Annotated in this window: 24 protein-coding genes and 2 pseudogenes; 22 read left to right on the top strand and 4 right to left on the bottom strand. The window is 65.2% G+C overall.

From position 1 onward, the window contains the following. Nucleotides 1–5: 5 nt before the first annotated feature. Nucleotides 6–464: a flavodoxin domain-containing protein gene (locus tag BFL43_RS16630; protein ID WP_084893615.1), complete on the bottom strand. Its 459-nt coding sequence runs from the start codon at nt 462–464 to the stop codon at nt 6–8. Nucleotides 465–614: 150 nt separating this feature from the next. Here BFL43_RS16630 and BFL43_RS16625 point away from each other — a divergent pair, with 150 nt between their 5' ends. The 5 genes from BFL43_RS16625 to mmsB all read left to right on the top strand — a co-directional run bounded on the left by BFL43_RS16625 (nt 615) and on the right by mmsB (nt 5,069). After that, nucleotides 615–1,031 carry a hypothetical protein gene (locus BFL43_RS16625; RefSeq protein ID WP_084893614.1) on the top strand — a complete coding sequence of 139 codons (417 nt, stop codon included), beginning with the start codon at nt 615–617 and terminating at the stop codon, nt 1,029–1,031. Between the two features lie 119 nt (nt 1,032–1,150). Beyond that, the gene (locus tag BFL43_RS29025; protein WP_168176664.1) at nt 1,151–1,312 is read left to right on the top strand and encodes a DUF5302 domain-containing protein; all 162 of its coding nucleotides are present in this window, start codon (nt 1,151–1,153) and stop codon (nt 1,310–1,312) included. Between the two features lie 197 nt (nt 1,313–1,509). Then, the gene (locus BFL43_RS16620; RefSeq protein ID WP_084893613.1) at nt 1,510–3,030 is read left to right on the top strand and encodes a CoA-acylating methylmalonate-semialdehyde dehydrogenase; all 1,521 of its coding nucleotides are present in this window, start codon (nt 1,510–1,512) and stop codon (nt 3,028–3,030) included. Nucleotides 3,031–3,051: 21 nt separating this feature from the next. Further along, complete coding sequence (locus BFL43_RS16615) at nt 3,052–4,203, top strand: acyl-CoA dehydrogenase family protein (RefSeq protein WP_240498309.1); 1,152 nt, start codon at nt 3,052–3,054, stop codon at nt 4,201–4,203. Further along, nucleotides 4,200–5,069, top strand: a complete 870-nt coding sequence (gene mmsB, locus BFL43_RS16610; RefSeq protein WP_084893611.1) for a 3-hydroxyisobutyrate dehydrogenase — start codon at nt 4,200–4,202, stop codon at nt 5,067–5,069. The genes BFL43_RS16615 and mmsB overlap by 4 nt, the downstream gene beginning before the upstream one ends. Here the strand turns inward: mmsB and BFL43_RS16605 are convergent. Beyond that, nucleotides 5,050–5,979 (bottom strand): PfkB family carbohydrate kinase, encoded by a 930-nt coding sequence (locus tag BFL43_RS16605; protein WP_084893610.1) that lies wholly within the window; start codon nt 5,977–5,979, stop codon nt 5,050–5,052. The genes mmsB and BFL43_RS16605 overlap by 20 nt on opposite strands. Nucleotides 5,980–6,095: 116 nt before the next feature. Here BFL43_RS16605 and BFL43_RS16600 point away from each other — a divergent pair, with 116 nt between their 5' ends. The 3 genes and pseudogenes from BFL43_RS16600 (at nt 6,096) to BFL43_RS16590 (ending at nt 9,944) form a co-directional block, all read left to right on the top strand. Continuing rightward, complete coding sequence (locus BFL43_RS16600) at nt 6,096–7,529, top strand: aldehyde dehydrogenase family protein (RefSeq protein ID WP_084893609.1); 1,434 nt, start codon at nt 6,096–6,098, stop codon at nt 7,527–7,529. Nucleotides 7,530–7,677: 148 nt separating this feature from the next. After that, on the top strand, nt 7,678–8,664 hold the full coding sequence (locus tag BFL43_RS16595) for a ribose-phosphate diphosphokinase (protein ID WP_276206113.1): 987 nt from the start codon (nt 7,678–7,680) through the stop codon (nt 8,662–8,664). Between the two features lie 102 nt (nt 8,665–8,766). Then, nucleotides 8,767–9,944, top strand: a pseudogene (locus BFL43_RS16590) (acyl-CoA dehydrogenase family protein). A 99-nt stretch (nt 9,945–10,043) separates the two neighbouring features. Here BFL43_RS16590 and BFL43_RS16585 read toward each other — a convergent pair. Next, on the bottom strand, nt 10,044–10,544 hold the full coding sequence (locus tag BFL43_RS16585) for a MarR family transcriptional regulator (RefSeq protein WP_206186691.1): 501 nt from the start codon (nt 10,542–10,544) through the stop codon (nt 10,044–10,046). A gap of 144 nt (nt 10,545–10,688) precedes the next feature. Here BFL43_RS16585 and BFL43_RS16580 point away from each other — a divergent pair, with 144 nt between their 5' ends. The 7 genes and pseudogenes from BFL43_RS16580 (at nt 10,689) to BFL43_RS16550 (ending at nt 14,146) form a co-directional block, all read left to right on the top strand. Beyond that, nucleotides 10,689–11,576, top strand: a complete 888-nt coding sequence (locus tag BFL43_RS16580; protein WP_084893607.1) for a diiron oxygenase — start codon at nt 10,689–10,691, stop codon at nt 11,574–11,576. After that, nucleotides 11,573–11,989 (top strand): hypothetical protein, encoded by a 417-nt coding sequence (locus BFL43_RS16575; protein WP_084893606.1) that lies wholly within the window; start codon nt 11,573–11,575, stop codon nt 11,987–11,989. The genes BFL43_RS16580 and BFL43_RS16575 overlap by 4 nt, the downstream gene beginning before the upstream one ends. A gap of 57 nt (nt 11,990–12,046) precedes the next feature. Then, nucleotides 12,047–12,346 (top strand): annotated as a pseudogene (locus BFL43_RS16570) (DUF4873 domain-containing protein); the annotation flags it as partial. 44 nt (nt 12,347–12,390) lie between these two features. Next, a complete protein-coding gene (locus tag BFL43_RS16565) occupies nt 12,391–12,588 on the top strand; it encodes a hypothetical protein (protein ID WP_084893604.1) in 198 nt (65 codons plus the stop codon). Nucleotides 12,589–12,603: 15 nt separating this feature from the next. Then, the gene (locus BFL43_RS16560; protein ID WP_084893603.1) at nt 12,604–12,972 is read left to right on the top strand and encodes an RNA-binding S4 domain-containing protein; all 369 of its coding nucleotides are present in this window, start codon (nt 12,604–12,606) and stop codon (nt 12,970–12,972) included. Between the two features lie 59 nt (nt 12,973–13,031). Next, nucleotides 13,032–13,595 (top strand): DUF3558 domain-containing protein, encoded by a 564-nt coding sequence (locus BFL43_RS16555; protein ID WP_240498308.1) that lies wholly within the window; start codon nt 13,032–13,034, stop codon nt 13,593–13,595. Then, a complete protein-coding gene (locus BFL43_RS16550) occupies nt 13,592–14,146 on the top strand; it encodes a DUF3558 domain-containing protein (protein ID WP_084893602.1) in 555 nt (184 codons plus the stop codon). Before BFL43_RS16555 ends, BFL43_RS16550 begins: the two co-directional genes overlap by 4 nt. Nucleotides 14,147–14,751: 605 nt before the next feature. Here the strand turns inward: BFL43_RS16550 and BFL43_RS16545 are convergent. After that, nucleotides 14,752–15,564 carry an acyl-ACP thioesterase domain-containing protein gene (locus BFL43_RS16545; protein ID WP_084893601.1) on the bottom strand — a complete coding sequence of 271 codons (813 nt, stop codon included), beginning with the start codon at nt 15,562–15,564 and terminating at the stop codon, nt 14,752–14,754. A 310-nt stretch (nt 15,565–15,874) separates the two neighbouring features. Here BFL43_RS16545 and BFL43_RS16540 point away from each other — a divergent pair, with 310 nt between their 5' ends. From BFL43_RS16540 to BFL43_RS16510, 7 genes are all read left to right on the top strand, one after another. Next, entirely contained in the window at nt 15,875–17,593 is a 1,719-nt protein-coding gene (locus BFL43_RS16540; protein ID WP_084893600.1) for an FAD-dependent oxidoreductase, read from the top strand. Nucleotides 17,594–17,700: 107 nt separating this feature from the next. Then, entirely contained in the window at nt 17,701–19,002 is a 1,302-nt protein-coding gene (locus tag BFL43_RS16535; RefSeq protein ID WP_084893599.1) for a glycosyltransferase family 4 protein, read from the top strand. Then, nucleotides 18,989–19,702, top strand: a complete 714-nt coding sequence (locus BFL43_RS16530) for a class I SAM-dependent methyltransferase (protein ID WP_084893598.1) — start codon at nt 18,989–18,991, stop codon at nt 19,700–19,702. The genes BFL43_RS16535 and BFL43_RS16530 overlap by 14 nt, the downstream gene beginning before the upstream one ends. Nucleotides 19,703–19,705: 3 nt before the next feature. Then, nucleotides 19,706–20,788: a prenyltransferase gene (locus tag BFL43_RS16525; protein ID WP_084893597.1), complete on the top strand. Its 1,083-nt coding sequence runs from the start codon at nt 19,706–19,708 to the stop codon at nt 20,786–20,788. A gap of 79 nt (nt 20,789–20,867) precedes the next feature. Beyond that, nucleotides 20,868–21,728 (top strand): LLM class F420-dependent oxidoreductase, encoded by an 861-nt coding sequence (locus BFL43_RS16520; RefSeq protein WP_084893596.1) that lies wholly within the window; start codon nt 20,868–20,870, stop codon nt 21,726–21,728. Nucleotides 21,729–21,823: 95 nt separating this feature from the next. Beyond that, on the top strand, nt 21,824–22,921 hold the full coding sequence (locus BFL43_RS16515) for a TIGR03857 family LLM class F420-dependent oxidoreductase (protein ID WP_084893595.1): 1,098 nt from the start codon (nt 21,824–21,826) through the stop codon (nt 22,919–22,921). Next, complete coding sequence (locus tag BFL43_RS16510) at nt 22,918–23,973, top strand: phosphotransferase (protein WP_084893594.1); 1,056 nt, start codon at nt 22,918–22,920, stop codon at nt 23,971–23,973. The genes BFL43_RS16515 and BFL43_RS16510 overlap by 4 nt, the downstream gene beginning before the upstream one ends.

Here is a 23,973-nt window from a genome sequence, read left to right as displayed (position 1 = left end):
AGAAGTCAGTGGTTGGCGGGACTGATGACCTTCGAGATCTCGGCTGCCCACTCTGCTGCCTGCACCTTCGCGGCGACCTTCGACGACGCATCGTGCCGTCCGTGCTCTCCGACCTGCGAAGCGCCCAGATCCACGAGTTTCTCGGCGATGATCTCGCCGCCGCGGTTGAAGGTGTCGTCGTACACGCTGTCGCCCAGTCCGAAGGTGGCGAACCGCACGCCGTCGAGCTCCGGCTTCTCGTCGTCCAGACCTTCGGCGAACGGCTCTGCGCCGGTGGGCAACTCGCCCTCGCCGTAGGTGGAACACACGACGACGTAGAAATCGTCGGACGAGAGGTCCTCGACGGCAAAGTCGGACATGTCGTACATCGACACGTCGTGTTGCTGCGACAGCACGTCGGAGATCGCATCAGAAACCAGTTCGGCGGTTCCGGTCTCGCTGCCGTACAGGATCACCACAGACATCTAATTCTCTCTCCACGTAGATCAGGGGCGACTAAGGGTACCCTAATGGTTCACCTGATTCGACCAGCGGGCAAGTCGCACCGACCCGCGATTTTAGCGAACAGTTGCCGCATATCACAGTCGCGATCCGGCGCTCGGTAACCTTGGCCAATGACAGACGACCAGGCCGAACAGCCCGCCAATGCCACGGATGCGCAGGGTCGTAAGACCGGTCTGTGGCGCGAGTCCGATCCCCACGGCGGTGAGGCGACCGGGACGTACCGCCGGGACCGTCGAGAAGGTCTGTGGCGCCACTATTTCCGCGATGGGACGCTCCGCTCCGAATCGAACTATCACGACGGCGAACTCGACGGGACGTGTGTTTGGTATCGAGCGGGCGGAGGCCTGTTGCAGAAGGGTTCATTCGACAAAGGCCAGAAGAGCGGGCTCTGGGAGCGCTGGAGTCCGGAGGGCAACCTGATCGACCGGGGTGACCGGGTCGGCGGCAAGAAGACCGGACAGTGGCAGTACTTCAACGCCGACGGGACGGTCGAGCGAACCACCAACCACCGACCCATGCAGACCTGACCGATGGTGACGTTCCCGCCTGGTCGGGCAATGATTGCGGAGACGGCAAAAACCAGCTGACATCGGTTGTCGCCGCTGGATACGCTCATCACCACCAACCGCATGTGAAGGGGTACGACATGGCTGCAGACGACGAGACCAAACGAAAGTTCCGCGAGGCACTCGAGCGCAAGAAGCAGAAGGGCCAGCCGACGTCCGATCACAAGGATGCGACGTCGAAGGCTGCCGGGCAGCACGGGCCGGAGAGCGGCCAGCAGAGCTTCCGCCGCAAGACGGGGTAGCCGGCACCACTCGGCCGAGATGGCCCTGAAAACTGACAAATAGATGAGCTCCGAGGGGTATGCGCCCTCGAGCGCCTGCTAATTGCCAGTTTTCAGGGCCATTCGTCGTCCCGGGCCTGCCTGGGGTCTTTATTACTAGGAAGTCCTAGTATATGGTGATGGGGACAACACGCTCGTAGATGACTTGTGAGGACCCCATGACCAGGCAAATCGACCATTTCGTGGACGGCGCACATGTCGCCGGGACCAGCGGGCGCACCGCAGATGTGATGGACCCCAGCACCGGCAAGGTGCAGGCGACAGTTCCTCTGGCCAGTACGGCCGAGGTCGACGCCGCCGTTGCCAGCGCAGTCGAGGCGCAGAAGATCTGGGCTGCATGGAACCCGCAGCGTCGCGCTCGCGTGATGATGAAGTTCGTTGCACTCGTCGGCGAGAACATGGACGAACTCGCCGAGCTGCTCTCCAAGGAGCACGGCAAGACCGTTCCCGACGCCAAGGGCGACATCCAGCGCGGCGTCGAGGTGATCGAATTCTCGATCGGCATCCCGCACCTGCTGAAGGGTGAGTTCACCGAAGGCGCCGGCACCGGCATCGACGTGCACTCGGTTCGCCAGCCGCTCGGTGTGGTCGCAGGCATCACCCCGTTCAACTTCCCCGCCATGATCCCGCTCTGGAAGGCCGGCCCCGCGCTGGCAACCGGAAACGCGTTCATCCTCAAGCCGTCCGAGCGGGACCCGTCGGTGCCTGTGCGCCTGGCCGAGTTGTTCCTCGAGGCCGGACTACCCGCAGGCGTGTTCCAGGTCATCCACGGCGACAAGGAAGCCGTCGACGCCCTGCTGAACAACGACGACGTGCAGGCGTACGGCTTTGTCGGCAGCTCCGACATCGCGCAGTACATCTACTCGAACGCGGCCGCGAACGGTAAGCGCGCACAGTGCTTCGGTGGCGCCAAGAACCACATGATCATCCTCCCGGACGCCGACCTCGATCAGGTCGCCGACGCACTGATCGGTGCCGGATACGGCAGTGCCGGCGAGCGCTGCATGGCGATCTCGGTGGCCGTGCCCGTGGGTGAGGCCACAGCGAATCGCCTGCGCGAGAAGCTGGTCGACAAGGTCAACGCACTGCGCGTCGGCCACAGCCTCGACATCAAGGCCGACTATGGCCCCCTCGTCAGCAAGGCTGCTCTCGAACGCGTCAAGGACTACATCCAGCAGGGTGTGGACGCCGGCGCCGAGCTGGTCATCGACGGCCGCGAGCGCGCGACCGACGACCTGACCTACGACGGTCAGAGCCTGGAAGAGGGCTACTTCATCGGGCCCACCCTCTTCGATCACGTCAAGAAGGATCAGACGATCTACACCGACGAGATCTTCGGGCCGGTGGTCTGCGTCGTTCGTGCCGCGGATTACGAAGAGGCACTGGCGCTTCCGTCCGAGCACGAATACGGCAACGGTGTCGCGATCTTCACCCAGGACGGCGACGCCGCCCGCGACTTCACCGCCCGCGTGCAGTGCGGCATGGTGGGCGTGAACGTGCCCATCCCCGTGCCGGTGGCCTACCACACCTTCGGTGGCTGGAAGCGCTCCGGATTCGGCGATCTGAATCAGCACGGACCGGCAGCGATCCAGTTCTACACCAAGGTCAAGACCATCACGACGCGGTGGCCCTCGGGTATCAAGGATGGCGCCGAGTTCGTCATCCCGACCATGGACTGAGACTCGTCAATGTCTTTCGAGATGACAGACGATGACAAGGTCATCGTCGACACCGCGGCGGCGTTCGCGCGCAAGCGGATCGAGCCGTTCTCACTCGACTGGGATGAGCGCAAGCACTTCCCGGTCGAGGAGTTACGGGAAGCTGCAGAGCTCGGCATGGCCGGGATCTACACCAGCGAAGACGTCGGGGGCAGCGGTCTGCGCCGGATCGACGGAGTGCGCATCTTCGAGGAACTGGCGAAGGCCGATCCCACGACCGCCGCGTTCCTGTCGATCCACAACATGTGCACGTGGATGGTCGACTCCTACGGGACCGAAGAGCAACGGAACACGTGGGCGTCGAAGATGGCGTCGATGGAAGCCGTCGCCAGCTACTGCCTGACCGAGCCGGCCGCGGGTAGTGATGCCGCGGCGTTGCGTACCAAGGCGGTTCGCGATGGGGACGACTACGTGCTCGACGGGGTGAAGCAGTTCATCTCCGGCGGCGGCGTCTCCGACGTCTACGTGATGATGGCGCGCACCGGGGCCGAGGGGCCGCGCGGCATCTCCACGTTCATCGTCCCGTCCGACACCCCCGGGCTGTCGTTCGGTGCGAACGAGGCAAAGATGGGCTGGAATGCCCAGCCCACCGCGCAGGTCATCATGGAAGGTGCCCGGGTCCCCGCCGCCAATCTCCTCGGTGGAGAAGAAGGCAAGGGTTTCGGTATCGCCATGAACGGACTCAACGGCGGCCGCATCAACATCGCGGCGTGTTCGCTGGGAGGCGCGCAGGCGGCCTACAACAAGGCCATCAGCTACGTGTCGGATCGGGAAGCGTTCGGCGGCAAGCTGATCGACGAACCGACGATCAGGTTCACGCTGGCGGACATGGCGACCTCGTTGGAGACGTCGCGGCTGATCCTGTGGAAGGCGGCCAGTGCGCTCGACGCCGGGCACCCCGACAAGGTCGAGTTGTGTGCGATGGCCAAGCGCTACGTCACCGACACCTGCTACGACGTGGCCGATCAGGCGCTGCAGTTGCACGGTGGATACGGGTATCTGCGGGAATACGGTCTGGAGAAAATCGTCCGCGACCTCCGCGTGAACCGAATACTGGAGGGCACCAACGAGATCATGCGGGTAGTGATCGGCCGCGCAGAAGCGGACAAGTCGAGTAAGGGGCAGTACATATGAGCACGATCGCGTTTCTGGGTCTGGGGAACATGGGTGGACCCATGGCCAAAAATCTCGTCAATGCAGGCCATACGGTGCACGGGTACGACCTGTCGGCGGCGGCGATCGCGGCCGCCGAGGCGAACGGCGTCAACGTGGTCGCCGGCGGAATCGAAGCAGTCGCCGACGCCGACGTCGTGATCACGATGTTGCCCAGCGGCAAGGCCGTCCTGGACTGCTACGCGGAGATCCTGCCGGGCACCAAGACCGGTGCGCTGCTGATCGACAGCTCCACCATCTCGGTCGACGATGCCCGCAAGATCAACCAGCAGGCAGCCGACCACGGCTTCGCACAGATCGACGCGCCGGTCTCGGGCGGGATCAAGGGCGCGGACGCGGGCACGTTGGCATTCATGGTCGGCGGCACCGATGAGGCGTTACTCGCCGCGCAGGGCGTGCTCGAACCGATGGCGGGCAAGGTCATCCACTGCGGCGACGCCGGCAGCGGACAGGCCGCCAAGGTCTGCAACAACATGGTGCTCGCAGTCCAGCAGATCGCAATCGGCGAAGCCTTCGTACTCGCCGAGAAGCTGGGTCTGGAAGCGCAGGCGCTGTTCGACGTCATCACCGGTGCCACCGGCAACTGCTGGTCCGTGCACACGAACTGCCCGGTTCCGGGACCGGTTCCGACGTCACCGGCGAACAACGAGTTCAAGCCGGGCTTCGCGACGGCCCTGATGAACAAGGATCTGGGTCTGGCGATGGCGGCGGTCGAGTCCACCGGTTCCACTGCGCCGCTCGGCGAGCATGCCGCAACGCTCTATGCGGACTTCGCGCAGGAAAACGGCGCCAAGGACTTCAGCGCGATCATCGAGACGCTGCGCTGATCTGATCCCACGTCGGCATCCCTGTGCGGGCGCCGACGTACGACACCGACAACGCAGCCGCCACATTCGCAACCGTGGCGGCTGCGTTCGTCGTATCGCCCGCAGCGAGTCGCGCCGCGAACACCCCGTTGAACGTGTCGCCCGCCCCGGTGGTGTCGCGGACCGTCGCTGTGCGCGCCGGTATCGTCTCGAAGTCCTGTCCCGGGATCTTGACGAGCACCCCGCCCGCGCCCAGCGTCACGACAACAGCGGCGCCCGTGGCCTCTGACAGCGCTGCCGCGGCCTCCTCGACGGTGTCGGAGTTCTTTCCGACCATGCTCGCCAGTTCGAGGCATTCCCCGGCATTGGGGGTCAGGATGGGCCCGTACCGGATGGCATCCGCGATCTCCGGTATCGGTGGGGCCGGATTCAGCACACACTGCGCACCGGCCGCAGCAGCGGTTTCGACGGCAGCGACCACGGCGGCCCCGGCGATCTCGGTACTGACCAGCACGCAGTCACCGGGCCTCAGGTCGGTCAGTGAAGCACGCACCTGCGCCGCGGTCAGCTCGGAGTTCGCGCCCGCGCCGACGGCAATCTGGTTCTCACCGGCCTGATCCACGACGATCAGCGCGACGCCGGTCGGGGAGTCGGTCCGCACCACCGCCCCCACGTCGACACCGTCGTCCCGCAACTCGGCCAACGCACCGTCGCCGGTGTCGTCCGATCCGGCCGCACCGATCAACTCCACGGTTGCCCCGGACCGGGCGGCAGCGACGGCGGCGTTCGCGCCCTTGCCGCCGCCGTGGCGATCCGCCCTGGGGCCGACCACGGTCTCTCCGGGCCCGGGTAGGCGGGGGGTGGCGATCACGAAGTCGACGTTGATGGCGCCCACCACGATCACGCGGGCATCAGCAGGGGTGGTGTCCATATTTGTTAACCGTACTTCGCACGAATTCCCGGAACCAATTGTGCCGTCCGGCCTACGGGACGGGCTGTCGCTGGTAGACATCAAGAGTAAGCGCAACGCTTCGCGAGGAGAGAAAAATGGCATCACCGAACACCCAGAAGTTCTACATCGACGGCGAGTGGGTGGATCCTGTTTCTTCCGCCACCCTCGACGTCATCAATCCGGCCACCGAGGCGAGCATCGCGACCATCGCCCTCGGCGACGAGAAGGATGTCGACCGCGCGGTGACCGCGGCCCGCAAAGCCTTCGACAGCTTCGCCGCGACAACCCGCGAAGAGCGGATTGCTCTGCTGGAACGGGTGATCGAGGTGTACCAGACCCGCCTCGGCGACCTGGCCGAAACAGTCAGCTCCGAAATGGGCGCACCCGTCGGCCTGGCGTCTGCAGCGCAGGCCCCCGCCGGACTCGGACATTTCCTCAACACCCTCGAGGCCCTCAAGAACTTCGAGTTCGAAGAGACCATCGGCTCGACCACCGTTGTTTACGAGCCCGTCGGGGTCTGCGCGTTCATCACACCCTGGAACTGGCCGCTCAACCAGATCGCCGCCAAGGTGGCCCCCGCGCTCGCGTCGGGCTGCACGATGGTGCTCAAGCCGTCGGAGATCGCGCCGCTGAATGCGCTCGTGTTCGCCGAGATCATGCATGAGGCCGGCGTGCCCGCAGGCGTGTTCAACCTCGTCAACGGCGACGGCCCGACCGTCGGCGCAGCGTTGTCGACGCACCCCGAGGTCGACATGGTCTCGTTCACCGGTTCGACCCGTGCAGGCATCGAGGTCGCCAAGAACGCGGCCCCGACCGTCAAGCGGGTCGCCCAGGAACTCGGCGGCAAATCGGCCAACATCATCCTCGACGACGACGGGTTCTCGGATGCAGTGGCACGCGACGTCGCTGCCATGGTGGTCAACTCGGGCCAGTCCTGTAACGCCGGTTCGCGCATCCTGGTGCCGGCGGCGCGGATGAACGAAGCGGCCGAGATCGCCGAGAAGACCGCGGAGCAGATTGTCGTCGGCTCGCCGGAGGATTCGGGAACCCACGTGGGCCCGGTCGTCTCCGAGGCTCAGTTCAACAAGATCCAGCGCCTGATCCAGACCGGGATCGACGAGGGCGCGGCCGTCGCCGCCGGTGGTGTCGGGCGTCCGGACGGCGTGGACGTGGGGTACTTCGTCAAGCCGACCGTGTTCGCCGACGTCACCAACGACATGACCATTGCCCGCGAGGAGATCTTCGGACCGGTCATGGTCCTGATCGCGTACGAGGACGAAGAGGACGCGGTCCGCATCGCGAACGACACGAACTACGGTCTGTCCGGATACGTGTCGTCGGCCGATCCCGAAAAGGCCCGCAAGGTGGCCCGGCGGTTGCGGACCGGCAACGTCCACATCAACGGTGCCCCGATCGCGTTCGACTCCCCGTTCGGCGGATACAAGCAGTCCGGCAACGGACGCGAGTTCGGCAAGTTCGGTCTGGACGAATTCCTGGAGGCCAAGGCGATCTTCGGTGACAATGCCTGAGCCGAAGGTCTGATTTTTCCGGATGGGAGGCCGGGTGGTCCGTTGTGGACCACCCGGCCTCGCACCGTCTGCACATCAAGAGGATGATTTGCGGCGCAAGCTTCACTCCAGAGCTCGAACATCCACGGCAGCAGGGACGGCTAACACGGTGGCAACCACGAGTACGCGGGCCGGCAACGACAAGAAACTGATGCTGTTCTCGGGCCGGGGACATCCCGAGCTCGCTCGGCAGGTGGCCGCGGAACTGGATATCGAGGTGACCCCGCAGACGGCCCGGGATTTCGCGAACGGTGAGATCTTCGTCCGTTTCGAAGAATCGGTGCGCGGCTCTGATGCATTCGTGCTGCAAAGCCACCCGCAGCCGCTGAACACCTGGCTGATGGAACAGCTGATCATGATCGACGCCCTCAAACGGGGCTCTGCCAAACGCATCACGGCCGTCTTGCCGTTCTACCCCTACGCCCGCCAGGACAAGAAGCACCGGGGTCGCGAGCCGATCTCGGCCCGGCTGATCGCCGATCTGCTCAAGACCGCGGGTGCGGACCGGCTCATCACCGTCGACCTGCACACCGATCAGATCCAGGGTTTCTTCGACGGTCCTGTCGACCATATGCACGCGGACCGCACCCTGACCGAGTACATCGGAAAGAAGTACGACCTGCAGCGCATCACGGTGGTCTCGCCCGACTCGGGCCGGGTCCGATCGGCAGAGAAATGGGCCGACTCGTTCGGCGGCAGGCCGCTGGCGTTCATCCACAAGACCCGGGACCCGCTGGTCCCGAATCAGGTGAAAGCGAACCGCGTCGTCGGCGACGTTGACGGGCAGACCTGCATCCTCATCGACGACATGATCGACACCGGCGGCACCATCGCAGGTGCGGTGCGCGTTCTCAAGGAAGCAGGAGCGGGGGATGTGGTGATCGCCGCGACCCACGGCATCCTGTCCGACCCGGCGACTTCGCGGCTGGCCGAGAGCGGTGCCAAAGAGGTCGTGGTCACGAACACGCTGCCGATCGACGACCACAAGCGTTTCGACACCCTCACCGTGCTGTCCATCGCTCCGCTGCTGGCGCGCACCATCCGGGAAGTCTTCGAGAACGGGTCGGTGACGTCGCTGTTCGACGGGCATGCGTAGCGGGCGGCCCAGGCCCACTCGATGCGGGCGAAAACTTCTCGACATGGACGGTCATCCAGTAAGGTAGAACGTGTTCTAGTTTTCCCGTTCTAAGGAGCCGCAATGGGCGAGGTACTCGACCGTATCGAAGAGCACGCGGAAGAAATCCGTGCTGCCGGCGTCGAAGGCGACGAACTGATGCGGTTGCCGGACACCTCGGCGCAGCGACTCCGCGAAGCGGGCGTCATTCGGTTACTGCAGCCGGTCGAGCACGGCGGTCTGGCAGCGCATCCCCGAGAGTTCGCCGAGACCGTGATGGGCGTCGCTGCGATGGACGGCGCCGCCGGCTGGGTCTCGGGCATCGTCGGCGTACACCCGTGGGAGCTGGCTTTCGCAGACCCGAAACTGCAGGACGAGATCTGGGGCGACGACCCGGACACCTGGCTGGCTTCCCCATATGCACCGATGGGCGTGGCCAAGCCCGTGGACGGCGGGTACATCCTCAAGGGACGCTGGCAGTTCTCCTCGGGCACGACCACTGCCGGTGGATCGTGCTCGGCGCGATCCTGGGCGACCAGCAGGGCAAGCCGATCATGCCGCCGACCATCTTGCACGTCTTCCTGCCCCGGGCCGACTACACGATCGTCGACGACTCCTGGGACGTCGTCGGACTCCGCGGTACCGGTTCCAAAGACGTGATCGTCGACGGCGCGTTCATCCCGGACTACCGCACACTGGATTCGGCGGACGTCATGGACGGCAGCGCGCCGCGCAATGCGGGCCGCACCGAGTCGACGTACTTGATGCCGTTCAGTTGCATGTTCCCTCTCGGCATCACCTCGGCGGTGATCGGTATCGCCGAGGGTGCCCTCGCGTGTCACATTGCCGCACAAAAGGATCGGGTCGCGATCACCGGACAGAAGATCAAGGAAGACCCATACGTTCTCTACGCCATCGGTGAATCGGCTGCCGAGATCGCAGCGTCGCGGGCGGCGTTGCTCGAGACCGTCGACCGGTTCTACGACAAAACCGAAGCGGGCAAAGAGATCTCGTTCGACGAACGCGCCATCGGCCGACGTACCCAAACCGCCGCCGCCTGGCGCGCGGTGCGTGCCGTCGACGAGATCTTCGCGAGGTCCGGCGGGGGAGCGCTGCATCGAAAGTTCCCGATGCAGAGGTTCTTTCGCGATGCACATGCCGGTCTGGCGCACGCCATCCACGTCCCGGGTTCGATCTTCCACGCCTCCGCGCTCACCCAACTCGGCGGCGAGCCCGAAGGCATGATGCGTTCGATGATCTAGCGCTCTGCACGCACCACATTCGGCCCCGATGGGGACTGCCAAGGGCATAGTGCCCTCGGCGGCTCAACAGGGGGCTGAATGTGGTGACAGTTTGTTCGATCAGATGTCGCCGGAGTGCTTGCGGACGGCATTGATCGACTTCACCAGTGCATTCGACTGGGACTCGGTCATGCCGACGTCCCCGAAGACCTCGTTGTTGAGCGCGATGGTCGCCTCGTCCACCGTGGTGCGGCCGGTGTCGGTGATCTCCACCAGCGTCGTCCGCCCGTCGGTGGGGTGCGGGACCCTGCGCACCAAGCCGGCCTCCTCCAGCCTGCGGATCGCATGCGTCACCGATGTGACGTGGACCTGCAGGCGGTCGCTGGCCTTGGTGATCGGTAGCGCGCCGCGTCGGCTGAAGGCGAGCAGTCGCAACAACTCGAAGCGGGAGAAGCTCAGCTCCCACGGCTTGAGGACGGCCTCGACCCGGGCGAGCAATATCTGGTGCACCCGCATCACCGACGTCACGGCCTGCATGCCTCCGGCCACGTCACCCCAGCCGGCGTCTTCCCAGTTCTTCCGGGCTTCGGCGATCGGGTCGGGTCTGAACTCGCTGGACATTCCCCTATTGAACATCAGGAGTCGGGCACGTCTGTGCTCTCCACGGCGCGAGCGGTGCGTCACCATCCGATGGAACAGTGATCATTGACACATTAGATACCGGAGCCTAGCGTCAGGAGAAACAAGCTTTCAGAAGGGGAGCAGATGTCGGCACCAGCACGTGAGGCAATCGCAACCCGGTTGCTGGGCGGATCGGTCAAACGATCGTATTCGCCCGTCGTAGACCTCGATTGGGACGCGCCTCTCGAAGAGGGCAAGTATTTTCTGCCGCCGCGCGTGTGCAGCCTGTACGGCACCGATCTGTGGAACGGGCTGTCCGAGGAGCAGCGCATCGAGGTCTCCCGGCAGGAGATGGCGAACATCCTCTCGATCGGGATCTGGTTCGAGAACCTCCTCAACCGGGCTCTGCTGCAACGACTCATGACCGAGGACCCGGCGTCGGCGAGCAGTCACTACGCGCTCACCGAGATGGGTGACGAATGCAGGCACATGGTGATGTTCGGCCGGGCCATCGAACGCAGTGGTGCGCGGCCCTACGGCATGTCGCTGCCCGAACGAATCATCATGTTGCTCTTGCCCTTCGGTTTACGCGGTTCGCTGCTGTGGGTTGCGGCCCTGGTCGGGGAGGAGATCTTCGACGCATTGCAGCGCGAGATGCTCGACGATCCCGAACTCCAGCCACTGGTGTCGCGACTGATGCGGATCCATGTCACCGAGGAGGCCCGGCACATCGGATTCGCCAGGGACGGCGTTGTCCGCAGGCGGCCGATTCGCGGTCGGTGGGAATCGGTGATCGCAGCAAATGTCCACGGCCTGAGCGCACTTCGATTCAAGTACCTGTTCACCAACCCGGCCATGTATGCCAGGGCGGGGCTGGACAAGCACGAGGCCACCAAGGCTGCCCGCAGCAACCCGAACTTTCACCGCATGCAGGTGCTGGGGTTCTCGAGCCTGGGCAAGTTTCTCGAGGACAACGGACTCATGAGCCGGTTCGCGCGCGGCCAGTGGCGCCGGGCGGGATTCCTGGAATGAGTTCCCTACGCGTTGGTGTGGTGGGCGGCGGCCCCGTGATCGACATCGTTCGGGCCCGGCTACGTGAGTCGGCGCTGGATATCGATGTCACAGCGGTCGCCTCTGTCGGACACTTCGACACGACGCTGGACCGCTGGGAAGACGAGGCGGGCGTCCGCATACTGGTGACGTCGGATCCTCCGCCGGCCGAGAACTATCTGGGGGTGGCGGCACATCGGCACCCCAACCTCTTCTACGCGGGCGCGCCCACCTCGTGGCCCCGGGCGGTCGCGGGATACCTGGCGGCAGCCATCGAAGAGGTCGCGCTGGCCGGCGCGAGTCGGGTGCAGGTGCGCCACCCGATCGAACGATCCTGGCTCGGGTACGTCCGCGCCACCGGTGGTACTCGCAAACTGGCGCGCAAACTCAAATGATTCGACGCGGACGACTTCGACTACACCAGCGCGGCGACACGGGACGACGACGTCTACGACGGCCCGGTCGTGATCGAGCACGACGACGAGGCGATCACCACCCGCATGCGGGTTCAGGGCTACTTCGACCCCCTCGACGGACACTTCCACTGGGCCGGAATCGCTTTCGGAGACCAGGTGCGCGATCTCAAAGACAGGCGCGTGACCGCGGTCGAGGTCGCCGTCGGAGACGGTGACCCGGTGCCTGCGCGGCTGACGGACATCACGCCCTGGGAAACCGTCCGCATCACCGGTTTGGGCAGGCCTCCCTACCCATTGGACGACATCGACATCCTCATCCCGGCTACATCTCCGTAGACTGGCGGTGTGACCGAACCGGTCACACCGGTCCAGGAGGAATCATGGCCAAAGAAATCAACAGAGCTCGCACCGATGCAGTCAAACAGACCGTCGCAGCGCATCCCGGAATGGTTGCGTTCGCGCTGGCGCCTGCTGTCGTCGTGTTCGGTGTCCTGTGGCTCGTCACCAACTTCTGGCTCGCGCTGCTCGTCGGCCTGGTCGTCGGCGGCGGTGCTGCCTGGACCCTGTTGCGCCGTTAGTGGCTTCGCGCGTCCATGGCTGAACCCTCTGCACGAGTCGACAGCTGGATCTGGTCTGTCCGGCTCCTGAAGACCCGTTCCGCCGCTGCGTCTGCATGCCGCGGCGGCCACGTGAAGGTGAACGGAACACCCGCCAAACCCGCTCAGCACGTGGCCATCGGCGATGAGATCCGCCTCCGGGTAGGCGGCCGCGACCGCATCGTCGAAGTCGCCCGCGTCGTGGCCAAGAGATTGGGACCGGCAGTCGCCGCGGAATGCCTGATTGACCGCAGCCCGCCGCCGCCGCCCAAGGAAGTGGTGGCCGCCCTGCCGCTCCGCGACCGCGGAGCCGGCAGGCCGACCAAACGCGAGCGGCGGGACACCGATCGGCTTCGCGGGCGGTGAGACCTGGCACTTCCGGAAGCACCCGAAAGTGCCAGTCGGCCTTCTCTACACTGCAACGTGTGAACACCTCGGCGGGTAAGAAATGGCTCGGATCGCTGGCCGTCCTGGTGGCCATCGTCCTGACGCTTGCGGGATGCTCCGACGACGATTCCGATGATGCAGGGCCGGCCGCGACCACGGAGTCAGCTCCTGGCAAAGCAGGCGGGGGCCCGTTTTTCGGAGAATGCGGGGGAGTCACCGTCGAGGACGTCGCCCGGGTGAGCAAGATCCCCGGCCTCACCAACACGGTCAACAACCCATCGGTGTGCGAGTGGGTGACCGCGCAGGAACAGTTGGGACCGCAGCTGTCGTTCAACTGGTACCGCGGCAGCCCCATCGGGCGTGAGCGGGCCACCATCCAGCTCTCCCGCGACAGCGTCGAAGACGTCACCATCGACGGCCATGCGGGCTTCATCGGATCGAGCGAGGGCATCTGCGAGATCGGTATCGCCTTCGGCGCCGACTTCTTCGAATGGTCGGTGTCGTACGGCCTCGCCGTCGAAGGTGTACCGACACCGTCCGTCGCAGAGATCTGTGCCACCGCCAAGACCCTTGCCACGCAATCGATCGAGAAAGCGAAATGATGCGCCGCAGAGCAGTGGGCGCGGTGCTCGCGATGCTGGCCGTCCTCACCCTGTTGGCCGGGTGCACCCGCGCGGTCGACGGCGACGCCACCTCGATCGGCGGCGGCGACGGATCGTCGGACGGCAACGTCGACACCGACCGCTACGACGGTCTGATGTACGAGTGCGAGATGTTGCAGCCCGCCGTGATCGCGAAAACCGTCGGCGGGACGATCGCCGAGCCGGGCTTCTACGGGGCGATCTGCCGGTGGGTGGTCAACGGTCCGGCCATCACCGACGTGACCTTCAACTGGTTCGAGTGGGGCGACATCGAGGTCGAGAAGAGCACGGCCAAAGAACTCGGCTACACCACCGAGAACATCAAGGTCGCGAGCGTCACGGCGTTCACCCAGCGCAATCCTGCCCGCCCGGCCTCGTGTGGCGTGACCGCGCGATCACCCGATCGCGGCGTCTACACCTGGTGGGTCGAGCCGCGGACGGCGACGCCGATCGGCGATCCCTGTGCTGCCCCCACAAGGCTCATGGAACTGTTGCTGGGCGGCGGCCAGTAGTTTCTGCTCGCTTCGCTCGCGGGGCAGGCGGCCGCCATCGCGTCGTCTTCCTTCCTCCTCGCATCGCTTCGCTCGCTCCTCGTCTGTCCAGACGACGCGGGCCGCCTGCCGGGCGGTGCGAGTTCGCCTTGCTCACCGCCCTGAGGCGGGTTCCGTCGAGCGTGCCTTTCCGTGCGCCGAGCGTGCCTTTCCGGTCGTCGAGCGGGCTCTTTCCGTCGCTGAGCGTGCCCTTTCGTGCATCGACCGGGCTCTTTCAGGAGTCGAGCGGGCCGTTGCTGTGAGGAGTGTCGAGTTCGGGTCGCCGGCTGTGTTTTTTCGCTCCGCTTCGCAACGCGGGGGCAGGCGGCCGCCATCGCGTCGTCTTCCTTCCTCCTCGCATCGCTTCGCTCGCTCCTCGTCTGTCCAGACGACGCGGGCCGCCTGCCGGGCGGGGCGAGTTCGCTGGGGTCAGCCTTGGAAGGGCACGGTCGGCGTACAGAAGGGCACCGTCGATGCACGGAAGGGCACGCTCGGCGTACGGAAGGGCACGGTCGGCGTACGGAAGGGCACGGTCGGCGTACGGAAGGGCACGCTCGGCGCATGAAAGGGCACGGTCGGCGAGTTGGTCAGGCAGGGGGACGCTTGGTGATCGTGACCGTCGCGGCGACCTTGTCTTCGACGATCAGCCACATCCGCAGCTGATCGCTGACCCGTTCCCGCTTGATGGTCACCGTCGACTCGGGGGCGATGGCACGCAGATACTCGATGACGGCGCGGTGCGGCCCCTCGACGAGATCGGGATGGTCGAGCAACTCATCCTCGACCGCTGCCCAGTAGGCGGCGTTGTTCAGGTGTTTGAACGGATCGAAATCTGTCGCGCGCAGGACGTGGTTCCGATCGGAATCCGTCGTCTCGGGTGCGGACGCGGTGTTCATCGACTTCCATTTGAGCCGGTGCTCCTGCGCGCTCTGGCTGAGAAGGTCGAACGCGCTGTCGCTCAGACGGGTCGGGAGGCCCTTGTCGTTGACGTTGATCCAGAAGGCCTCGGTTTCGATGAGGCCGTCCTCGCGTGGCTCCGGATTGAACCGGTTCGTCTGGTGGGTCGAGGTGACCCGGACGCGCATGTTCGTCCAACGCGTCGAGAGCGCACCGCACCAGCGTTGCAGCGTCACGTCGCCGGGCCAGGAAATCGGCCTGATCACATCGATCACGGTGCGACGGACGATCCAGTACGGATCGCTGGTGTGGAACTCGGTCGCTTCGATGTTGTCGTTCGCGATGTCTTGCAGGTAACGGCTCAGTCCATCCAGACGTAGCCGCATCTCCTGATCGATGTCGCCGGTGCGCACGCGATAGTTGGCCTCGTAGAAGCGCGCCTGCTCGAGGCGTTCGGGCAGATCGATCGGGGTCAGGGCGTCGGTGGTCGGCTTGTCAGACATCAGCAGATCCTCTCATTCGAAGCCCCGGATCGGGGTCGGACGCTCCTGCAACACCCGGTGGCAGCATAGGTGCCTTCGCACAGAGTGAGGTCTGCCACTACCGTTGTGGGACTGACGTCGAAGAGTGTCTCTGCGGTTGGGGTTGATCGAGGGTCTGGCGGCGTCTTCCACATGGTGGCCTAATCTGGACACCAATCTGGACAAGTGACAACCCCGAACGGCTCAGCCCTTGGCCGCCGGGGAAAAATCGAGTAAAAATTGGAACACGTTCCAATTCCGGGACGACGAGGATATTCGAGGTAGAGGCCGTATGGCGCACGTGATCACGCAGCCTTGCTGCAACGATGCCAGTTGCATCAGTGTCTGCCCGGTGAACTGCATTCATCCGACGCCGGATGAGCCGGAGTTTGCCAGCGCGGAGATGTTGTACATCGATCCGGACACCTGCATCGACTGTGGTGCCTGCATCGACGAGTGTCCGGTGGAGGCCATCTTCCCCGACGATTCACTCGACGAGGGGCAGGAGCGGTACCTGCAGATCAACGCCGATTACTACACCGACCACGACGTCTCGGGTGGGTTGGTGCCGCCGCGCAAGAAGCCGCCGCTGCCCGCAGGCAAAGAACTGCACGTGGCGATCGTGGGCGCCGGTCCCGCCGCCTTCTACGCGGCCGAAGAGCTCGTGAAGCACTCCGCGATCCGGGTGGACATGTTCGATCGGCTGCCGACGCCGTACGGGCTCGTCCGGGCCGGCGTCGCGCCGGACCACCCGTCGACCAAGGGTGTGGAGAAGACGTTTGCAGCGACCGCCGCCAAGCGGACGTTCGAATACTTCCTCAATGTCGAGATCGGCAAGCACATCAATCACGACGAGTTGCTCGATCACTACGGCGCGGTCATCTACGCCCACGGCGCCTCGACCGACAAGCATCTCGGGATCGAGGGTGAAGACCTGCCCGGCAGCATCGCGGCCACCGACTTCGTGGCCTGGTACAACGGCCACCCGGATTTTGCGGACCGCGACTTCGATCTGAGCGCCGAGCGTGCGGTGGTCGTGGGCAACGGCAACGTCGCCCTGGACGTCGCGCGGATCCTGCTCGACGACCCCGATCACCTGGGCAAGACCGATATTGCCGACCACGCCCTCGAGAAGTTGCGCTCGAGCAACGTCAAAGAGGTGGTGCTGCTCGGGCGCCGGGGGATCGCGCAGGCCGCGTACACGAACTCCGAGTTCCTGGCGATGGGCGACATGGACGGGGTCGATGTGATCGTCGATCCCGACGAGTTGGTCCTCGACGCCGCCAACCAGAGAGCCAAGGACTCCGGCACGCTCGACTCCACCATCGCGACCAAGGTGCGTATCGCGACGGAGTTCTCCGAGCGCACACCGACCGAGGGCAACAAGCGGGTGGTGTTCCGGTACCTGGTATCGCCGTTGTCGATCAAGGGGTCCGACGACGGAATCGAGACCATCAGGTGCGTGCGGAACGAGTTCGTCGATGCCCCTGACGAGGCTGCGGACAATCCCGGCGACACCCCGCGGCCCTCGTCGGGCCGGGTGGCCATCAAGCCGACGGGTGAGGAGTTCGACCTGCCGGCCGGGCTGGTGATGCGGGCGATCGGTTACACAGGTCTGCCACTGGACGGCCTGCCGTTCGACGGTGGGCAGGGTGTGGTTCCCAACGAGGGTGGCCGGGTGCTCGATGCGAAGGACGGTGATCGGGTCGAGGGTGTCTACGTGACGGGCTGGATCAAGCGCGGCGCCACCGGCGGCATCGGGATGAACAGATTGTGCGGCCAGGAGACGGCGTTGGCCGTGATCGCGGACTTCACCGAAAGCAAACTCCCTGAACCGGCCAAGTCGCGCGAGCAGGTACCCGACCTGATCGCCGAACGCGGCGCCGGCCGGATCGCGGGCGACGGTTGGAAGAAGATCGATCTGGCCGAACGAACCGCGGGCAAAGAGGCGGGCCGTCGGCGGGTCAAACTGGTCAGTATCGAGGCGATGGAAGCCGCTGCGCGGGCCTGACCGCCGACCCGCGACGGCGGGCAGGCGTGAGGGAGTTCGGCCGGACAGCGAGGACATCGCTGGGCGGATAAGGTTACGGCCACCCAAGGCCCGTACGAAAGGTCACAATGCGCATAGCTCTGCTGTCGTACCGAAGTAAGCCTCATTGCGGTGGACAGGGCGTTTATGTTCGTCACCTGTCGCGGGAGTTGGCTCTACTCGGTCATGAGGTCGAGGTGTTCTCCGGTCAGCCGTATCCCGATCTCGACGAGACGGCCATCGCTGCCGGCGTCACGCTCACCAAGGTCCCGAGCCTGGATCTCTACAACGACGAGAACCCCTTCCGGACGCCGTGGCCGTGGGAGATCAAGAGCTGGATCGACGCGCTCGAGGTGCTGACGATGTGGACGGCCGGCTTCCCGGAGCCGCTGACCTTCAGCCTGCGCGCGGCGAAGGTGCTCAAGAAGCGCACCGCCGACTTCGACGTGGTGCACGACAACCAGTGCCTCGGTTACGGGTTGCTGCAGATCGAACGCGACGGCCTGCCGGTGGTCGCCACGATCCACCACCCGATCACCCGTGACCGCGAACTCGCGGTGAAGGCCGCGAAAGGTCTGCACAAGATCACCGCACGGCGATGGCACAGTTTCCTGCGCATGCAGGGAAAGGTCGCCCGGAAGATCCCGCGGTTGCTCACCGTCTCGAAGAGCAGCGAAGTCGACATCCGGAAGGCCTTCGGCATTCCCGAGGGCCGCCTGACCACCATCCCGCTGGGCGTCAACACGGATCAGTTCCGGCCATCGTCGGAGCGGGTGCCGGGCCGGATCGTCTGCGTCGCCAGTGCGGATGCACCGCTCAAGGGCGTCTCGTACCTTCTCGAGGCGGTGGCCAAGCTGCGCGCCGAGCGTCAGGTCGAGCTCGTGCTGGTGTCGAAGCTGGTGGCCGGCGGCCCGTCGGACACCCGGATCGACGAACTCTCGATCCGGGATTCGGTTCGGGTCGTCTCGGGTCTCGATGACGACGAACTCGCGGATCTGCTGGCGTCGGCCGAGGTCGCCTGCGTGCCGTCGCTGTACGAAGGTTTCTCGTTGCCCGCGGTCGAGGCGATGAGTTGCGGCACGCCTCTGGTCGCGACTCGGGCGGGGGCGATCCCTGAGGTGGTCGGCGAAGCGGAAGAGGCGGCGCTCCTGGTGCCGCCGATGGACTCGGGTGCGCTCGCGACGGCACTCGGACGTCTGCTGGACAACGCGGAGCTGCGCGACCGGCTCGGCGCAGGCGGCCGCGAGCGGGTCGAGGCTCGGTACAGCTGGGCAGCCGTCGCAGCCAAGACCGCACAGAACTACCAAGAGGCGATCGATGAGTTCGCCGGTACGACCAAGTTCGGACAGTCAGAAGATCTCGCCCGAGGAGGCAGCGTTGCTAACCGTTGATTTTGACCGGCTCGGTGTAAGTGCAGGAAGCAAGGTCATCGACATCGGCGCAGGCCAGGGCAGGCACTCGTTCGAAATGTTCCGTCGCGGTGCGGACGTGATCGCCTTCGACATGTCCGAGAGCGACATGGCCGACGTCGCGGAGATGTTCGACGCCATGATCGCCGAAGGTCAGGTGCCGGCATCGGCGAAAGCGCGTGCGGAGGTGGGCGACGCGCTGCGTTTGCCCTACGGAGACGGTGAGTTCGACGTCGTGCTGATGTCGGAGATCCTGGAACACATCCCCGAGGACACCGATGCCATCGCGGAGATGGCACGCATTCTGGCCCCGGGCGGCGTGGCCGCTGTGACCGTGCCGCGCTACTGGCCGGAAAAAGTGTGCTGGACCTTCTCCGACGAATATCACGCCAACGAAGGCGGCCACGTCCGCATCTACAAGGCGTCCGAGCTCGCCGACAAACTCCGCAGCGCCGGACTCGAGGTGACCGGCACCGACCATGCCCATGCCCTGCACTCGCCGTACTGGTGGCTCAAATGCGCTGTAGGCGTAGAGAAGAACGACAACCCGCTGGTCAAGGCGTACCACAAGCTGCTGGTCTGGGACATGATGAGCGCACCCAAGCTGACCAGGGTCGGTGAGCAGGTGCTCAACCCGGTCATCGGCAAGAGCGTCATCCTCTACCTGCACAAGCCGGCATAGGCAATGGCGGCGATCCCCGAGCTCGATGATCTGATCACCGCAGACGAGACGCTGGCCACCGGCCGTGCGATCGCGGCGATGCAGGAACCCTCCGGTGCCATGCCCTGGTTCCCCGGTGGACAGACCGACCCGTGGGATCACATCGAGTCCGCAATGGCGCTCAGTGCCACGGGTCTGATCGCCGAGGCCGAGGCCGCATACGAGTGGTCGCGGCGCGAACAGCGGGAGGACGGGTCGTGGCCGATCCGCATGGTGGTCGGCGACATCGTCGATCCCAACACCGACAGCAACTTCTGTGCCTACATCGCGGTCGGGGTGTGGCATCACTACCTGATCACCTCGGACGTGCGGTTTCTGGAGAAGATGTGGCCGACGGTGTGTTCGGCCATCGACCTGGTGGTTGCCATGCAGGCGCCAGGAGGACAGATCTACTGGGGCGCAACCTATCCGATGCCGGACCAGGCGTCGGGATCGTTCCCGGGGATATATCACTCCGCGCTGGTGACGGGTAATTCGAGTATTCATCAGGCGCTCGGATGCGCGGTCGCGATCGCGGCGGAGCTCGATCAGCCGTGTGAGCAGTGGCGGCTCTCGTTGAGTTTGCTCGGCGACGCTCTGCGTAGCCGTCCACACCTGTTCGAGCCGAAGTCCGAGTATTCGATGGACTGGTACTACCCGGTGTTGGGCGGCGCGATCCGTGGCCGGGCGGGGCAAGAGCTCATCGCCCAGCGGTGGGACGATTTCGTCGTGACCGACCTCGGTATCCGCTGCGTCGACCACCGGCCGTGGGTCACCGGCGCCGAGACGTGCGAGTTGGTGCTGGCTCTCGACGCACTCGGCGACACCGCGGATGCCCTCGAGTTGCTCGGCGACATGCAGCATCTGCGCGACCCGGACGGCTCGTACTGGACCGGACTCGTCTTCGCCGACGGGAAGCGCTGGCCCGTCGAGAAGAGTTGCTGGACATCGGCGGCCGTCGTGCTCGCGGTCGACGCATTGAGCCGGACGACCCCGGGCAACGGCATCTTCCGGGACGCCGATCCGCAGGCGGAATTGTTCACCGGCAGGAAAATCCGCGCAATCTAGAACGTGTTACTGTTCTTCGACCTAGACTGGTGTCCAGTCACCGGTCCGTATCGGGCCGGTTGGAAGAGCAGGAGACACGATGGACTACGGAATCGTCCAATTCACGAGTGATCGCGGACTGGCGCCCTCGATCCTGGCCCCGTTGATCGAGCAGGCCGGATTCGACGCCTATTTCGTACCCGAGCACAGTCACATCCCGACCAAGCGGGACGCGGCGCACCCGCAGACCGGCGACTCGTCGCTGCCCGACGATCGCTACATGCGCACGCTCGATCCCTGGGTGTCGCTCAGCGGCGCAGCGGCGGTGACGTCTCGGATCAGGCTGGGGACCGCAGTCGCATTGCCGGTGCAGTCGGATCCGATCACCCTCGCGAAGGTCATCGCCACGCTCGACCACCTCTCGGGAGGACGCGTCACGCTTGGCGTCGGCTTCGGCTGGAACCTCGACGAACTGTCGGATCATCACGTGCCCCCGAAGCGCCGTCGCACGATGCTCCGCGAATACATCGAGGCCATGACCGCGCTGTGGTCACAGGAAGAAGCCGAGTACGCAGGCGAGTTCGTGAACTTCGGGCCGAGTTGGGTGTGGCCCAAGACCGTGCAGCAGCCAGGTCCGCCGGTCCTGGTCGGCGCCGCGGGCAACGAGAAGAACTTCAAGTGGATCGCCCGCAGTGCGGCCGGCTGGATCACCACGCCGGGTGAGCAGGACATCGAGCAATCGGTGGTGCTGCTCAAGCAGATCTGGGCTGATGCGGGACGCGAGGGTGAACCTCAGATAGTGGTCCTCGACTTCAAGCCCGTGCAGGAAAAGCTGGACCAGTGGCGTGAACTCGGAGTCACCACGGTGCTGTACGGCGTCCCCGACGACAGCGAGGAACGTGCAGGTGCCTACCTGACGAAACTCGCGGGCAAATTGGGTCTGAGTCCGGCGACGGTGTGATTCCCCGACCGTGCCGATAAACCACCGACCGTGCCCATAATGCCGCCGAGCGTGCCGATAACTGTTGGGGGTCGACGCGCGATGAAGGATGCGACATGACAGCGGACCTCTCACCATTGCCGGAACTCGGTTGTTACGGATTGGCGGGACATTCGAACAGCCCTCGCGACCTGGTGGACGAGGCCCGGTTGGCCGAGCAGTTGGGCATCGGGTCCATTTTCTTGTCGGAGCGGTTCAACACCAAGGATGCGGGTGTTCTGGCCGGCGCCGTCGGGGCGGTGACCGAGCGAATCGGGATCGCCTCGGCAGCAACCAATCACAACACCCGCCACCCATTGGTCACCGCGACGATGGGCACCACGCTGCATCGCCTGACCGGCGGGCGATATGCCCTCGGCCTCGGCCGTGGATTCGACATGCTCTTCGATGTGATGGGTCTGCCGCGGGTCACCTCGGCGCAGATCGAGGATGCCGTCGGTATCTACCGCACTCTCTGGTCCGGCGGCAGTGTCGTCGGGCACGATGGCCCGGCAGGTGAGTACCCGTTCCTGATGCAGGACCCGTCGTTCGACGAGGACATCCCGATCATGATGGTCGCGATCGGTGAGAAGACCCTGAAACTTGCCGGCCGGATCGCCGATGGTGTTGTACTGCATACGTTTTTCAGTGATGAGACGCTGTCGCGGTCGGTGCAGACGATTCGCTGGGCCGCGGAGGAGTCGGGCCGCGACCCCGGGGACGTACGCATCTGGTCCGTGCTCGCCACAGTCGAGGATTCGATATCCGAAGAGCTGAGACTGCGAAAGCTGGTCGGCCGGATGGCCACGTACCTGCAGGGGTACGGGCACGTGCTGGTGCAGGTGAACGGCTGGGACACCGCAGATCTCGAGCGGTTCCGAAACGACGAGTTCGTCAAGAACTTCCCCGGCGCCTTCGACGCGATCGGTACGGTCGACGATCTCACCCGGGTGGCAGGGCTGCTGCCGGACCACTGGCTCGCCGCGTCGGCGACCGGGTCGGCGGCGCAGTGCGCTAAACGTGTCGCCGACCAATTCGACTGCGGCGCTGACGGAGTGATCCTGCACGGCGCCACCCCGACGGAACTCGCGCCGGTCCTCGATGCCTGGCGTACTGTGCGGCCGTCCGGTCGCTTGGACCATCTGCCCGCCAATCCCGGAAGGACGGCATCATGACCGCACCCGTGGTCTCTTCGGTCGCCGAGCTCACCGCCGAATGGCTCTCTGACACCCTGGGTAAGGATGTGGAGACCGTCACCGTCGAACAAATCGGAACAGGTCAGATCGGCACCTGCTTCCGGTTGGACCTCACCGGGGTGAACGAGCCGGCCCGCATGCTGGCGAAACTGCCCGCCGTCGATCCCGCAACGCGCGAGATGCTCTCCGGCGTGTATCGGTCAGAGGTCAGGTTCTACAGCGAGATCGCGGCCACCGTCGCGATCAGGGTCCCGGAGTGCTACTACGCCGACATCTCCGATAGCGGAGCGGATTTCACCCTGCTCCTGCAGGACATGAGCCCGGCGGAACAGGGTGATCAGCTCGCCGGATGCACGGTGGCGCAGGCCCGGGACGCGGTGCAGAACCTGGCGGGCCTCCACGGACCGCGTTGGTGCGACCCCTCGCTACTCGAGATCGACGGCCTGGCCGTGAACGGACCCGAAGACGCCAAACTCCTCGCCGAGATGTACGGTCCCGCCACGGAGATCTTCATCGACGGCCTCGGTGATCTGATCGCCGCCGAGGACCGGGAGACTTTGTGGAAATGTGTTGACGTGGCGGAGAACTGGGCGCTCGCGCGCTCCGGGAGGTTCGGCCTCGTCCATGGCGACTATCGTCTCGACAATCTGCTCTTCCCGCCGAACGGTGGACCGGGAGTGACCGCGATCGACTGGCAGACGTTGAGCCTGGCGCTCCCGGCTCGCGACCTGGCGTACTTCATCGGCACGAGTCTCTCGCCCGCCGAGCGTCGTGAGAACGAACGGGACCTGGTCGCGGACTATCACCGTGCCCTGCAGTCGCACGGTGCCCACGACTACACCTTCGAGAACTGCTGGGAGGACTACCGGTTCGCGATGATCCAGGGTCCGCTCGTGTCGGTGTTCGGTTGCGCGTACGGCACACGAACCGAACGTGGTGACAAGATGTTCGCTGCCATGGTCGCCCGATCATGTGCCGCCATCCGCGATCTCGGCACCATCGAGTTGGCAGGCCCCGCCCAGGCCGGGTGA

It is taken from the genome of Williamsia sp. 1135 (assembly GCF_002095395.1).
GTDB lineage: Bacteria > Actinomycetota > Actinomycetes > Mycobacteriales > Mycobacteriaceae > Williamsia.
This window is presented reverse-complemented; position numbering and strand designations above follow the sequence as displayed.